Annotated in this window: 15 protein-coding genes; 3 read left to right on the top strand and 12 right to left on the bottom strand. The window is 67.2% G+C overall.

All coding sequences use genetic code 11. The features are described from left to right. Positions 1–471, top strand: a complete 471-nt coding sequence (locus ACNANG_RS14945; protein WP_420223642.1) for a tRNA (cytidine(34)-2'-O)-methyltransferase — start codon at positions 1–3, stop codon at positions 469–471. 102 nt (positions 472–573) lie between these two features. Here the strand turns inward: ACNANG_RS14945 and ACNANG_RS14940 are convergent, their stop codons facing one another. The 12 genes from ACNANG_RS14940 to ACNANG_RS14885 form a co-directional block, all read right to left on the bottom strand. Further along, positions 574–1,128 carry a hypothetical protein gene (locus tag ACNANG_RS14940; RefSeq protein ID WP_420223641.1) on the bottom strand — a complete coding sequence of 185 codons (555 nt, stop codon included), beginning with the start codon at positions 1,126–1,128 and terminating at the stop codon, positions 574–576. Positions 1,129–1,215: 87 nt separating this feature from the next. After that, positions 1,216–1,764 (bottom strand): MFS transporter, encoded by a 549-nt coding sequence (locus tag ACNANG_RS14935; protein ID WP_420223640.1) that lies wholly within the window; start codon positions 1,762–1,764, stop codon positions 1,216–1,218. Further along, entirely contained in the window at positions 1,749–2,717 is a 969-nt protein-coding gene (locus tag ACNANG_RS14930) for an MFS transporter (RefSeq protein ID WP_420223639.1), read from the bottom strand. The genes ACNANG_RS14935 and ACNANG_RS14930 overlap by 16 nt, the downstream gene beginning before the upstream one ends. Before the next feature lie 40 nt (positions 2,718–2,757). Then, positions 2,758–3,732 carry a hypothetical protein gene (locus tag ACNANG_RS14925; protein ID WP_420223638.1) on the bottom strand — a complete coding sequence of 325 codons (975 nt, stop codon included), beginning with the start codon at positions 3,730–3,732 and terminating at the stop codon, positions 2,758–2,760. A 153-nt stretch (positions 3,733–3,885) separates the two neighbouring features. After that, positions 3,886–5,247 carry a sigma-54-dependent transcriptional regulator gene (locus ACNANG_RS14920; RefSeq protein WP_420223637.1) on the bottom strand — a complete coding sequence of 454 codons (1,362 nt, stop codon included), beginning with the start codon at positions 5,245–5,247 and terminating at the stop codon, positions 3,886–3,888. Then, complete coding sequence (locus ACNANG_RS14915; RefSeq protein ID WP_420223636.1) at positions 5,232–6,800, bottom strand: sensor histidine kinase; 1,569 nt, start codon at positions 6,798–6,800, stop codon at positions 5,232–5,234. The genes ACNANG_RS14920 and ACNANG_RS14915 overlap by 16 nt, the downstream gene beginning before the upstream one ends. A gap of 139 nt (positions 6,801–6,939) precedes the next feature. Beyond that, positions 6,940–7,944, bottom strand: a complete 1,005-nt coding sequence (locus ACNANG_RS14910; protein ID WP_420223635.1) for a Bug family tripartite tricarboxylate transporter substrate binding protein — start codon at positions 7,942–7,944, stop codon at positions 6,940–6,942. Between the two features lie 42 nt (positions 7,945–7,986). Then, the gene (locus ACNANG_RS14905; protein WP_420223634.1) at positions 7,987–8,571 is read right to left on the bottom strand and encodes a TIGR00730 family Rossman fold protein; all 585 of its coding nucleotides are present in this window, start codon (positions 8,569–8,571) and stop codon (positions 7,987–7,989) included. Continuing rightward, complete coding sequence (locus ACNANG_RS14900; RefSeq protein ID WP_420223633.1) at positions 8,572–9,624, bottom strand: NAD(P)H-dependent glycerol-3-phosphate dehydrogenase; 1,053 nt, start codon at positions 9,622–9,624, stop codon at positions 8,572–8,574. Between the two features lie 22 nt (positions 9,625–9,646). Next, positions 9,647–10,171, bottom strand: coding sequence for a protein-export chaperone SecB (gene secB, locus ACNANG_RS14895; protein ID WP_420223632.1), 525 nt, complete (start codon positions 10,169–10,171; stop codon positions 9,647–9,649). Positions 10,172–10,301: 130 nt separating this feature from the next. Then, on the bottom strand, positions 10,302–10,565 hold the full coding sequence (grxC, locus tag ACNANG_RS14890; protein ID WP_420223631.1) for a glutaredoxin 3: 264 nt from the start codon (positions 10,563–10,565) through the stop codon (positions 10,302–10,304). A gap of 4 nt (positions 10,566–10,569) precedes the next feature. Continuing rightward, complete coding sequence (locus ACNANG_RS14885; protein WP_420223630.1) at positions 10,570–10,974, bottom strand: rhodanese-like domain-containing protein; 405 nt, start codon at positions 10,972–10,974, stop codon at positions 10,570–10,572. A 220-nt stretch (positions 10,975–11,194) separates the two neighbouring features. Between ACNANG_RS14885 and gpmA the strand changes: the two genes are divergently transcribed. Then, positions 11,195–11,947 (top strand): 2,3-diphosphoglycerate-dependent phosphoglycerate mutase, encoded by a 753-nt coding sequence (gene gpmA, locus ACNANG_RS14880; protein WP_420223629.1) that lies wholly within the window; start codon positions 11,195–11,197, stop codon positions 11,945–11,947. Then, a complete protein-coding gene (locus tag ACNANG_RS14875) occupies positions 11,944–12,909 on the top strand; it encodes a murein hydrolase activator EnvC family protein (RefSeq protein WP_420223628.1) in 966 nt (321 codons plus the stop codon). Before gpmA ends, ACNANG_RS14875 begins: the two co-directional genes overlap by 4 nt.

Genomic DNA, 12,909 nt, shown 5'->3' with positions numbered 1-12,909 from the left:
GTGTTCCACGTCGTACTCGTCTCGCCAGAGATTCCGCCCAATACGGGCAACGCCATCCGCCTGGCAGCCAACACCGGGGTGCAGTTGCACCTGGTGAGGCCACTGGGCTTCGAACTTGACGACGCCAGATTGCGACGCGCCGGCCTGGACTATCACGAGTGGGCCGCGGTCAAGGTGCACGACACCTTTGCCGACGCCATGGCCGCAACCGGCGCCTGGCCCGAGCGGCGGTTCGCCTTTACGACCAAGGGATCGCGTTCGTTTGCGGGCGTGGCGTTCGAACCGGGCGATGTGCTGGTGTTCGGAAGCGAGACGGCCGGTTTGAAGCCCGAGGTGCGCGATACCTTCGCGGAAAACCAGCGGCTGCGGTTGCCCATGCAGCCCGGGCAGCGCAGCCTGAATCTGTCGAACTCGGTTGCCGTGGTGGTGTTCGAAGCGTGGCGGCAGCAGGGGTATCCGGGCGGGGTGTAAGCGCTGCGCCGCTAGGGCACGCGCCCATGACATCGGCCGCGGCCCAGGCCGCGTGCCGGCATCGCATTCCCCGGACCAGGCGCCCCCGCCGGCTTGACCGGCTTATTCTTCCTCGGCGCCGTCCACTGGCTTGCCGTTGACCAGCACGGCTTCGATCACACGTCCTTTGCCGACCGACAGCGGCACCGCGCGGCCTTCGACGCGGATGGTGTCACCGACCGCCAGGCCCAGCCGCGCAAAGCCGTGCGGCTTGGTGTGAACGAAATCGCCGGTGTCCAGCACCACGCCATTGGGTTCGCCGTGGCGTGCATAGTTCAGACGCACGATCTTGCCTTCGACCGGTCCTTCGAACGCCACCGCCGGGACCGGCTTGCCGTCCACCGTGACCAGCCGCTCGAAGCGATACACGGTGTGCACCGCCTCCCCCTTGGGGGACGGCCCTTCTTCGATGCCTTCGATCACCACGGTCTGGCCTGCCTTCACGCCGGTAAAGCGCGAAGCGGCGCCGTCGTCATGGCGATCGAATACGAACTGGGTGGAAATGCCATCGGTGTCGATCAGCACGCCTTCGATCCCACCTTTCGGGCTGTAGATCAGGTGGCTGAACCGTCCTTCGACGGACCAGATGTCAACGGTGTCATGGGTAGGTTTTGGCATAAGAATGTCCTTGTCATGCAGTAATGGAAGTGCCGCTGCGCAAGCATTCGGCGGCGCACTCGTGCAGCGGCGCGGCGGTGTCGGCTCTCATGGCAGGGTGGCTGCCGGAGGGACGGCGGGTGTCAGGGGCAAAGCGGCTGCCGGGAGTGTCGCAACCGCCGGGCGGGCCCCAGGGGGAACGTCTTCCCGAGACGGATTGGGATGGCGGGTTTCCGGCATGGCAACTGCGAACAGGATCAGGGCGGCGGCGGCAACGGCGGCCAGTACCAGGAACGCCGTGGAGTATCCGGACACATGCGCGATGGTGCCGGCCAACAGATTGCTCAGGGCAGCGCCCAGTCCCACACACGCCGCGCCAATGCCCAACGCAAAACTGAAGTGCCCGCTGCCCCGCGTGAGGTCGCCGATCATCAAGGTCAGCATCACCCCGAACACACCCGCGCCAATGCCGTCCAACACCTGCAAGGAAAGCAAGGCGGCAGGGCTGTCGGCCAGCAGATACAGCAGGCCGCGGATCGGCAGCACCGCAAAGCCCACCAGAAAGATCGGCTTGCGCGGCAGGCGCGGCGCGTACCGGCCCACGGCCAGTCCGATCGGGATGGTGACCAATTGCGTGATGATTACGCCACCGGACAACCACACCGTGGCCGACGTGCCAGCTTGCGTGCCGACTTTTGCGCGACCAGCGTCAGCATGGCGGCGTTGGCCAGGTGGAACAGGAACGCGCTGGCGAGCAAGGTGACCAGGCGGCGGCCGAACCAGCGGGGGCCGGCGGGGGTGGGGGTCAGGGTATCGGTGGGGGTAGCGGTGGGGGTAGCGATGGGGGCTGCGGTGGAAGCAGCGGTGGGAGCAGCGATGAGGGCTGCGGTGGGGGCAGCGATGGGGGTAGCGATGGGGGCTGCGGTGGGAGCAGCGGCGGGGGCTGCGGTGGGAGCAGCGGTGGGGGCCGCGGTGGGAGCAGCGGTTGCTATGGATGCCGCTGGCGTAGCGACGTCCGCGCCACGCGCCAGGCGCACGTCGATGTCCTGGCGCCGGATCATGATCGCGGCGGCAATGGTGGGCACGGCCATGGCCACGGCGTAGAAGAACATCGCGTGCGGTCCGTAATACTTGCCGACCAGGCCGGTACCGAACGCCCACACCAGGGTGCCCGCGGCAGTGATCGCCGCGTTGCGTCCGATGCGCGCGTCCATGCCTTGCCGGCCGACCATGCCGAGGCTGGTGGAGGCGATCGCCGGCGCGACCAGGGTGCCGGCGGCGGCGATGATGGATTGCCCAACCAGGATCACGGCATAGCCGGGCCAATTGGCCATTACCACCAGGCAGGCCGCGATCAGCGCAATGGCGGCGGCCACCCAGCGCGGCTTGTTCGGCACCCGGTCGATCAGCGCGCCGGCCGGTGCCTGCACGATCAGCGCGACCAGGGCCGACACGAACATGACGGTGCCGATGCGCTGCGGATCCCAGGCCAGCGTGCCGGCCATGAAGACGACCAGGAACGGCCCGACGCCGCCCTGGATGTCGGGCGCGAAAAAGGCCAGCAGGTCCAGGGCGCGCAGGCTGCGGCGTGCGGGAATGGCGGCAGTCATGGCGCGGCGGGAGGTGGCGGCGCATCGGCGGCCGGGGTGCCTAGAGGTGGTCGAACGCCTGCGCCTGCCACATCCCCGTTAAGCGGTCGCGGCGGGTGCCGCGCACGGCTGGATGCAGGGAGCCGCTCACGGCTTGCGGCCGGGTGCCGCGCACGGCTTGCGGCGGGGTGCCGCGCACCGCTGGCGGCAGGGTGCCGCTCACGGCTTGCGGCGGGGTGACGCTCACGGCTTGCGGCGGGGTGCCGCTCACGGCTGGCGGCGGGGTACCGCGCATGGCTGGCGGCGGGCCGAACACATCGCGCAGGCTGTCGGCGCTTGCGCCAAGCTGCGTGGCTTCCAGGGCGGCGCCGTGCTTGCCGCGCGTGCCCCAGCCGACGGCATACAACCCGCTACCCACCGTCAACTGACCGGCCAGGCTTGCGCCGATGTGCGGCGGAAATCGCACGATGGTGTGGTCGGACAGCACCACGCCATGGGCATCGCCCCGGTCGTTGTACAACAGCCGCTCGATCTTGCCGCTGGCCGACAGCGCGGCCAGCGCACCCGGTTCACGCGGCGGCCGCGGAACGCCTTCGGGAGGCCGATCGGTCACCGTCCGGCCATTGGCGGACAGCGACTGCGCACGCATTACCGGCACGCCTGGCGCGCGCCATCCGGTCACCTGGATGGTGTCGCCCACCTTGGCCAGCCCGGTCACGTCGTCCGCAAGATGCGGGGGAAACGCGACCTGAGTGCCATCAGCCAGCACGATGCCGTCGGCGTCGCCATTGGGATTGACGAGCCAGTGCTGGATGCGGCCGGACGTCACTTGGGTGGCCTCGTCAGCCGGGCGCCGCGCGCGAGGCGGCGGGGGCGGCGCGGGTCGGGTGGATGCGGCCGAGGGCGGAACCGGCGCCATATCTCTTGGCGCTGGCGCGACCTGGGCCTGGACGACCTGGGCCTGGACCACCTGGGCCTGGACGGTATGCGCCGTCAGCAGGCAGGCGGCGATGAGTAAGGGCAGGCGTGGCGACATGGCGGCTCCGTGGGTAAGGTGCTCTTCCTATACACGGATCGTGCCAGCTTGCGATTCCTTGTGAATCAAGCACTTAGCTGTGATACGGCCTCGCCATGTGGATGTTTTCCGGACAGCTGGCGTCCTATGAGCGGACAGGTGTCCGTCCGGCGTTCATTCCAGCCCATAGGCCGTCAGCTTCCGATACAGCAGTTGACGGTGGATGCCGAGCCGGCGCGCGGCCTCGGCGCGATTGCCATTGGCCTGCGCCAGTGCATGCACGATCATCAGCCGTTCCACCTTCTCGACCACGTCCGGCAATTCGGCGTCCAGCCAGCTGGCCGGCAGCGCATCGGCACCCATGGCGCGACGCGTGCCCAGTTCCAGATCAGCGACACCGATGACCGCATGGCGCGACAAGGCATGGCTGCGCGCCATGACGTTGCGCAATTCCCGTACGTTGCCGGGCCATGCATGGCGAAGCAACTGCTGGGCGGCGTCCGCCGTCAGCGCCTTGGCCGGCATGCCTTCCGCGCGGGCCGCCAGCCGTAGGAAGTGTTCGGCCAACGGCAGGATGTCGGCCAGGCGTTCGCGCAGCGGGGGCAGGCGCACGGTCAGCACGTCGAGCCGGTACAGCAAGTCTTCGCGGAAGCGGCCTTCGCGCACCGCCGCAGCCAGGTCGTGATGCGTTGCTGCGATCACCCGCACGTCGACCTTGACGGGCCGGTGGCTGCCAAGCGGCGTGATCTCGCCTTCCTGCAAGGCCCGCAGCATCTTGGCCTGCACGTCGAGCCGCATGTCGCCGATCTCATCGAGCAACAGCACGCCGCCGTCGGCTGCGCGAAAACATCCTGGCCGATCACCGGTCGCACCCGTGAACGCGCCACGCACATGGCCGAACAGTTCGCTTTCGAGCAGGTCTTTGGGGATGGCCGCGCAGTTGAGCGCAACGAACGGGCGCCCTGCCCGGCTCGAATGCCGATGCAAGGCGCGCGCGGCCATTTCCTTTCCGGTGCCGGTTTCGCCATGAAGCAGCACGGGCTGCGTGCTGCCGGCTGCCAGTCCGATGCGCTTGTGCACCTCGCGCATGGCAGGGCTGATGCCGATCAGATCGCCGGTATCGTCATCGTCCGGGGCGCCATCGCCGGGGTGCCCCTCCCCCGAAGCCGCGGTGCGAACCTGCAACGCGCGGTGCAGCACGTCGCGCACGGCATCCCGGCTGATGGGTTTGGTCAGGTGATCGAAGGCGCCCAGGCGCATCGCGTCGATCGTGTTGCCCGCGCTCGAAAATGCCGTCAGCACGATGACAGGAGTCAAAGCCCGCATCCGCGCCTGCATGGCCGCCAATGTCTGCAGGCCGTCCATGCCAGGCATCCGATGATCAAGGAATACCGCATCGGCCTGCTCGCGCGTAAGCAGGTGCAGCGCATCCGGGCCGCTTGCCGCCAGCATGACCGCATGCCCCAGCCCTTCCAGGGTTTCGGCCAGGGTCTCGCGAAAGGCATCGTCATCATCGACGATCAGGACGCGCGCCATGGCAGCTCCACGTCAAATCGCGCACCTGGATCCAGGAATACGTAATGCACGTCGCCTCCATGTGCCAACGCCACTTCGCGGGTCAGGGCCAGACCGAGCCCGGTGCCGTCGGCGCGGCCGGTGGCGAAGGGTTCGAACAGGGAAACCTGCAGGGATTCCGGAATGCCGGGCCCGGTGTCGTCGACACGAATCACCAGCGTGCCGGCATCCCCGGGCTTGCCGGATGAATGCGCCGGCAGCCCGGACGCCGTATCCGACGACTCGGCGGATGACAGCGTCAGAGACGATGGCCTGGAAGGCTGGGACCCTGGCTGAGTCTGCCTGAACGCCGACAGCCGCACGGTCCCGCCCGACGGCGTGTGCCGAACCGCGTTGTCGAGCAGATTGTCGATGGCGCGCGCCATGTGCATCGGATCGAACACTGCGGTGGCGGGCGCGCCTGGCATCAGGATCAGTTGCACCCCCGACGTTGCGGCCCGCGCCGACACCGTGGCAAGCCGATCCGCCAGCCACGCGTCCAGGGCGACCACGTCGGTTGCGAGCGTGATCGGCTGCACCAGCGCCAGCAGGCTATGCACCAGCCCGTCCAGCCGGTCGATCTGCCCGACAATGGCCTGCAGGGCTTGCCCCTGCCGGTCCGGCGCGGCGTGCAAGGCGTTCTCGGCCTTGAGCCGCATGGTTGCGATGGGGTTGCGGATCTCGTGCGCGATGCCCGCGGTCATGCGGCCCAGCGCAGCCAGCCGTTGATCCCGATGACGCTGCTGCGCAGCCGCCCGCAGCGTCGTGCGCGCTTCGTCGAAGCGCAGCCGGTAATGGTTGAAACTGTCAACGATACGGTCCAGTTCGCTGACGCCGGTGCGGGTCAATTCGGGCATCGCACCGCCATCGGCGTGCGCCTGCACGAGGCGTGCTTCAAGCCGCTGCACATGACGCAGGCCCCGCAACAGGATCGCACCCAGCCACAGACCCGACACCACCACCAGCACCAGCAATCCGGCCAGCCCCGCGCGCAGGCTGTCCTGCGCGGCCAGTGCGCCGCCATGACTGCGCGTCATGGTCCACGCCGCCAGATCGTCGTTGGCGGCTGGCAGCGGGCACGCGGTGACGATCAGCGCTTCGCGGCTGCCGCGCACGACATCGGTCTGCGTCTGGCGCGTGCGCACGGCCCGCTCGGCCATTTCGGTGATCAGCGGCTGTTCGGCCTCGGGCACGTCCCGTTTGACGCTGCTGCCTTCATAAGTCGGATACGCATAGGCCAGGTGGCCGTTGCGGGTCTGCCACACGCCGCCTTCGACCTGGGGGGCCTCAATCAGCACCAGTTGCAGCAGGACCTGCAACAGATCCACGCGCGGCGCCTGTTCGGACGATGCGGGCAGTGACTTGGCATAACGCGTCGTGATGTTCTGGCATGACGACTCGGTGGCGCTGCGCGCCGCGGCGATCTGCGCGCCGGCACTGTCCTGGTACAGCGTGAACATCATGCCGGCCAGCGCCAGGCAGGCGCCGAACAGCAGCACCCAGAAGAACACCAACTGGCCCCGAAGAGAATGCATGGATGGTGTCTGTCGGAAAGGATGCGGCTACGGTAAGGGAGCGGGTGTCATGGCGGCAACGGCCAGTACCATCGCCGCGAACCGGTATGGCTGGCGCCCGCCGTACCGTTACGCAAGGTCGGGCAGCCGCCGCCCCGGCTCAATCCAGCGTCAGGTTCAAGCGCTTGATCACGCCCCCCAGCACCTGCGTTTCCTTCTTGATCAGTGCGCTCAGTTCAGCAGGCGTGGATCCGACCGGCGTGAAGTATTGCGCCGTGAACAACGTCTTGGCTTCGTCGCTGCGAATGATCTTGACCAGTTCCGTGTTCAGGCGATCGACCAGCGGCTGCGGCGTGCCGGCGGGCACCAGGACCGCATTCCAGGAAATCGACTCGAAGCCGGGCGCGCCCTGTTCCGCCATCGTTGGCAGGTCGGGCAGCGACGGGCTGCGTTGCAGGCTGGTCACGGCCAGGGCCTTGATGCGGCCGTCGCGTACCTGCGGCATGGCGATCGCCGGCACCATGAACGCGGCCTGCACCTGATTGCCGAGCATGGCGGTAATCACCTGCGGAAAGCCTGCATAGGGCACGTGCAGAATGTCCAGGCCCTGGCGGCCCTTGAACAGTTCCATGGCCAGATGGGCGGAGCTGCCCGCGCCCACCGACCCATAGTTGAGCTTGCCCGGTTCTTTCTTGACCAGGGCCTCAAGCGCCGACACCGAGTCCACCTTGAGCGCAGGATCCACGACCAGCACATTGGGGCTGGTTGCCACCAGGGTGACCGGAGCCAGATCCTTGACGGGGTCATACGGCAGCTTGGTGTACAGCGCCGGCGCCGTCACGAGCGGGCCATTGATCGTGTACAGAATGGTGTAACCATCGGGCTGCGCATGCGCGACCGCGCCCGTGCCGATGTTGCCGCCCGCGCCCGGCTTGTTGTCCACGACGATGGCCTGGCCCAGCGCCTTGCCCAGCGGCTGCGCAATCATGCGCGCCAGTGTGTCTGGCGACGAGCCGGCCGGGAAAGGCACGATCATCTTGATCGGACGGTTTGGCCAATCCGATTGGGCGTAGGCGGCGGGCGCGGCAAAGGCGCCGGCCACGACGGCCGTCAGCGCGGCCAGCATCAGAGTGCGGCGCGGCGCCGACGTCGTACGGGATGTCATGGGGTGTCTCCAGAGTTTGTGTTTTTGCCGATGCCCCGGTGCTCAGACCGGCACATCGCGATTCAACCATTTTTCCACTTGCACAGGCTTGGCGTGGATCAGCGTATCGAGCAAGGCTTCGATATCGGTGTCGACGATCAGCGAGTCCAGGTGATCCTTGCGCACGAAGCCCTGCGCATGCGCGTGGCGCGCGAATTCGATCAGCCCGTCGTAATAGCCATTCACGTTCAGCAGGCCGATCGGCTTCTGGTGGTAGCCGATCTGCTGCCAGGTCAGGACTTCGAACAGTTCGTCCAGGGTCCCGAAGCCACCCGGCAACGCGACGAACGCGTCCGACAGTTCCACCATTCGCGCCTTGCGCGCATGCATGGTCGGCACGACGAACAGGTCGGTCAGGCCGCGGTGGCCGACTTCCTTTTCCCAAAGACGTTCGGGAATGATGCCGGTCACGGTTCCGCCGGCGGCAAGCGTGGCATTGGCCACTTCGCCCATCAGGCCGACGTTGCCACCTCCGTACACCAGGCGCAGGCCACGGCGGGCCAGCGCCGTGCCGAAGTCCCGGGCGACCTCGGCATGACGCGGATCGGTCCCGGGACTCGATCCGCAATAGACGCAGATCGCATCCATCTATACAGCTCCTTCGGCACGCGGATCGCGTGCAAGCAAACGGGTGACGGCCAGGGCGGGCGGGACACGGTCGAACAGCACGGCGCAGACGGCTTCCGTGATCGGCATCTGCAGGCCATGACGCCGGCCCAGCGCCAGCACCGCCGGGGCGCAGCGCGCGCCTTCGGCCACCTGCGTCATGTCGGCCAGGATGGCGTCGAGCGACGCGCCACGGCCGATCTCGAGTCCGACCCGGCGATTGCGCGACAGGTCGCCGGTCGCGGTCAGGATCAGGTCGCCCAGGCCGGTCAGCCCCGAAAACGTATCGGCCTGCGCGCCAAGCGCCACGCCCAGCCGCGTCATTTCGGCCAGTCCGCGGGTAATCAATGCGGCACGGGCATTGGCGCCCATGCCCAGGCCATCGCCGATCCCGCACGCAATGGCCATGATGTTCTTGACGGCGCCGCCCACTTCCACGCCGACCACGTCGTCGCTGGCATAGACGCGGATCGCGCCGCCGTGCAAGGCGTGCGTGACCTGCTCGCGCAGGCAGGCACTGCTGCTGGCTACCGTCAACGCCACCGGCAGCCCCTGGGCCACCTCGCGCGCGAACGACGGGCCCGACAGCACCCCGGTCGACACCCCCGGCATGCCGCCCAGCACCTCGGCAGCCACCGCATGCGGCAGGCGGCCCGTATCGGCGTCGAAACCCTTGCAGGTCCAGACGACCGATAGCGCGGCCAGCGGCCGACGCGCCAGCGCATCGGCCAGCATGCGGCAGGCGCCCGCCATGCCCACCACCGGCACGCCCAGAATGATCAGGGCATCGGTATCGGGAAGGTGGAGGTGGTCGAAAACGGCGTCGAGATCGCTGGTGAAGGCCAGCGCGTCGGGCAGGGGCACCCCCGCCAGATAGCGGCTGTTTTCATGCGTGGCCGCCAGGCCTGCCGCCATGGCCGGATCACGCGCCCACAGCAGGGTGGGCTGGTTGCGGGCGCTGGCGGCGGCCAGGGCCGTGCCCCAGCTTCCCGCGCCCAGCACGGCCACCCGCAGCGGACGGTGCGTACCAGTCATGAGCACCGCTCCGGTCAGGCGATCAGTGCTTGATGTCGCCAGCGCCACCCGGAAGGATGATGCCGCTGTCGTTGCCGGCGGCCTCGGCGGCAGCCTGCTGTTCCATCGCGGCGGCAATGCGCTGCTCGTAGATCGACTGGAAATTGACTTCGGCCAGGTGCAACGGGGCCATCGAAGCGCGGCCGATCGCGTCGGCGATGTTGGAACGCAGGTACGGATAGACGATGCCCGGGCACACAATGCCCAGCACCGGGTCCAGCTGCTCGGCCGGCAGGTTGGCCAATTCGAAAATGCCGGCCTGCTTGCCTTCGACCAGATACAGCACCTTGTCGTTGATCTTGGTGGTGACAGTCGCGGTCACGGTCACTTCAAACACCGTTTCGGCCAACGCCGCGGCGCCGACGTCGATCGACACTTCGACCGCGGGCTGTTCCTGTTCAAGGAAGATCTGCGGTGAATTCGGCAATTCGAGCGACAGGTCTTTCAGGTAGACGCGCTGGATGTTGAAAACAGGGGCGGGAGCTTCTTGGTCTTGGATGTCGGACATGGACGGGATTCGCGAAAAACGGGAGCCGGAGGGCAGAATCCGGCCGCGGGCGGCCGGAACGAAAAAACAATTCAGCCCGGCACGATACACCGGGCCGGGCGGGCTGATCAGCGGTGCCGGGACAAAAACGTCATGCTTCGCCGTTCAGCAGCGGAAGCAACTTGCCGGCACGGTCGAGCGCCGCCAGGTCGTCGCTGCCGCCAACGTGTGTGTCGCCAATGTAGATCTGCGGTACCGTGCGGCGGCCCGTGCGTTCGATCATCTCGTCGCGCTTGGTCCGGTCCACGTCGATGCGGATCTTTTCGATGTGCTCCACGCCGCGCTGCTGCAGCAGCATTTCGGCGCGGTGACAGTAGGGGCAATAGCCCGTGGCGTACATCACAACGTTTTGCATGGCGTTATCCTTTGGCGATTGGCAACCCTGCCTGGACCCATCCTGCAATGCCGCCAGCCAGACTGGTGACTTCGGCAAAGCCCTGCTTACGGAATTTTTCAACTGTCTTTGCAGACGCCTTTCCGTTCATGCAGACTAGGACCAGGGGTTTGTTCTTGGGAAGAGCAGCGGCTTTCTGTTCGATTTCGGCGTCGGGTACGTTGCGCGACTGGGCAATGCGGCCTTCGGCGAACTCGGCGGGCGGACGGACATCGACGAACACGGCCTGGCGCTGGTTGACCATCTGGGTTGCTTCGGCGGGTGTCACGGCCCCGCCGCGCTTGCCGTTGCGCAGCGTCGGCAACAGCAGCATGAGACCGGACACTGCCGCCAGGGCAACCAGAAAGATGTTATCGATTAAAAATTTCACTAGAGGATCCTGAAGAGGAGATCTGATAGAACGCCCCGGACTCGAATAGGTCCCGCAGAGCGCCTCGCCATCACGATGGATGTTGGGAATAGCCGCGGGATTATAAAATGTCGGGGTTGCGTGCCAAATTTCAAGCTTTCGGCGGCGTCCCGTCTCAATACGGACCGGGACGCCGGATTGTATTCAACCTTCACCTCTGCGGCAGCGCCGCCCTTATCCCATGTACAAAATCGTACTGATGCGTCACGGCGAAAGCCAATGGAACCTTGACAACCGGTTCACCGGCTGGACCGATGTCGACCTGACCGAAAAAGGCCGCGAAGAAGCGCGCAAGGCCGGCGAGTTGCTCAAGCGCGAAGGCTACGGCTTCGACGTCGCCTACACCTCGGTGCTCAAACGCGCCATCCGCACGCTGTGGATCGCGCTCGACACCATGGACGCGATGTACCTGCCGGTCATCAACAGCTGGCGCCTGAACGAGCGCCACTACGGCGCCCTGCAGGGCATGAACAAGTCGGAAACGGCGGCCAAGTACGGCGACGAGCAAGTCCTGATCTGGCGCCGCGCCTACGCCATCGCGCCCAATCCGCTGGACATCGACGACGAACGCCATCCGCGTTTCGATCCGCGCTATGGCGCCCTGAGCGCCGCCGAATTGCCCGCCACCGAATGCCTGAAGGACACGGTCGAGCGCGTCGTACCGTACTGGAACGAGTCGATCGCCCCCGCCATCAAGGCCGGCAAGCGGGTCCTGATCGCCGCGCACGGCAACAGCCTGCGCGCCCTGATCAAGCACCTGGACAACGTGTCCGACGACGAGATCGTGGGCCTGAACATCCCGACCGCCCAGCCGCTGGTGTACGAACTCGACGAAAACCTCAAGCCGATCAAGCACTACTACCTCGGCAATGCGGACGAGATCGCAGCTGCCATGGCCGCCGTGGCCGCACAAGGCAAGGCGAAGGCCAAGTGATTCTGCAAGCGGCGACGTTTTCGCTGGCTGCGCTGGTCCTGGTGGCCAGCGGCACGTCGGCCGCGGTGGCGGCACAGTCCGCCACCACGCCCCCGCCCGGGGCGCCTTCCGATCCCAAGGTGGTCGCGCGCGAGCGGGAAGCGCTGCGCAACCGCCTGGAAGCCCTCAAGAAAGACATTGCCGAGCAGGAAGAGGCCAAATCCGACGCAGCCGACGCGCTGAAGGAATCGGAGCAGACCATTTCCCGCACCAATCGGCGGCTCGCTGAAATTTCCGCGTCGCAGGCCAAGGCCCGCGCGGAACTGGATGCCAAGAATTCACAGATCGCCGCGCAGGAAGCCACCCTGGCCCGCCGCCAGGACAACCTGGGCGATTTGCTGCGCAAGCAATACGCCACCGGCGGCATCACGCCGTGGAGCGCCCTGCTGTCGGGCGACGACCCGCAGCGCCTGGGCCGCAACCTGTCCTACCTGGGCTACGTGTCGCAGGCGCGCGCCGCGGCCGTGGTCGACCTGCGCGCCGAACTGGAACAGCTGAACCAGTTGCGCAATCAGGCCGACAACCGGCGCGCGGAACTCGATACGCTGGCCAAGGAAGAAGGCAGGCAGCGCGAAGAGCTGCTCAAGCAATCGGCCGAACGCCGCAAGGTCATGGACACGATTTCCGCGCAGCTCGACAGCCAGCGCAAGGAAGCCACCGCGGTCGCCCGCGACGAACAACGCCTGTCGCGCGTAATCGACGAGCTGACCCGGATGATCGCCCGGCAGGCCGAAGAAGCCCGCCAGAAGCGGATCGCCGAACAGAAGCGGCGCGAGGAAGAAGCGCGGCGGGTGGCGGCAGCGGCCGCCGCCGAGGCGCGCCGCGCCGAAGCCGCGGCCAAGGCACAGGCGCAGGCCCAGGCCCGCGCGCGAGCCGAAGCGGCACGCCAGGGCCGCACCCCGCCGCCCGAGCCCCTCCGGTAG

Origin of the sequence: Pigmentiphaga litoralis (assembly GCF_048632615.1) — a bacterium.
GTDB lineage: Bacteria > Pseudomonadota > Gammaproteobacteria > Burkholderiales > Burkholderiaceae_B > Pigmentiphaga > Pigmentiphaga litoralis_B.
The sequence above is the reverse complement of the archived record's forward strand: the minus strand, read 5'-3'. Positions and strand labels throughout refer to the sequence as shown.

What these genes read in the sequence shown, in the direction of transcription:
- ACNANG_RS14925 (WP_420223638.1), bottom strand. Translation starts at nt 3,732, where the DNA reads ATGTCGCCACGCCTGCCCTTACTCATCGCCGCCTGCCTGCTGACGGCG.
- ACNANG_RS14905 (WP_420223634.1), bottom strand. Translation starts at nt 8,571, where the DNA reads ATGGATGCGATCTGCGTCTATTGCGGATCGAGTCCCGGGACCGATCCG.
- ACNANG_RS14900 (WP_420223633.1), bottom strand. Translation starts at nt 9,624, where the DNA reads ATGACTGGTACGCACCGTCCGCTGCGGGTGGCCGTGCTGGGCGCGGGA.
- ACNANG_RS14920 (WP_420223637.1), bottom strand. Translation starts at nt 5,247, where the DNA reads ATGGCGCGCGTCCTGATCGTCGATGATGACGATGCCTTTCGCGAGACC.
- ACNANG_RS14930 (WP_420223639.1), bottom strand. Translation starts at nt 2,717, where the DNA reads ATGACTGCCGCCATTCCCGCACGCCGCAGCCTGCGCGCCCTGGACCTG.
- secB (WP_420223632.1), bottom strand. Translation starts at nt 10,171, where the DNA reads ATGTCCGACATCCAAGACCAAGAAGCTCCCGCCCCTGTTTTCAACATC.
- ACNANG_RS14910 (WP_420223635.1), bottom strand. Translation starts at nt 7,944, where the DNA reads ATGACATCCCGTACGACGTCGGCGCCGCGCCGCACTCTGATGCTGGCC.
- gpmA (WP_420223629.1), top strand. Translation starts at nt 11,195, where the DNA reads ATGTACAAAATCGTACTGATGCGTCACGGCGAAAGCCAATGGAACCTT.
- ACNANG_RS14940 (WP_420223641.1), bottom strand. Translation starts at nt 1,128, where the DNA reads ATGCCAAAACCTACCCATGACACCGTTGACATCTGGTCCGTCGAAGGA.
- grxC (WP_420223631.1), bottom strand. Translation starts at nt 10,565, where the DNA reads ATGCAAAACGTTGTGATGTACGCCACGGGCTATTGCCCCTACTGTCAC.
- ACNANG_RS14915 (WP_420223636.1), bottom strand. Translation starts at nt 6,800, where the DNA reads ATGCATTCTCTTCGGGGCCAGTTGGTGTTCTTCTGGGTGCTGCTGTTC.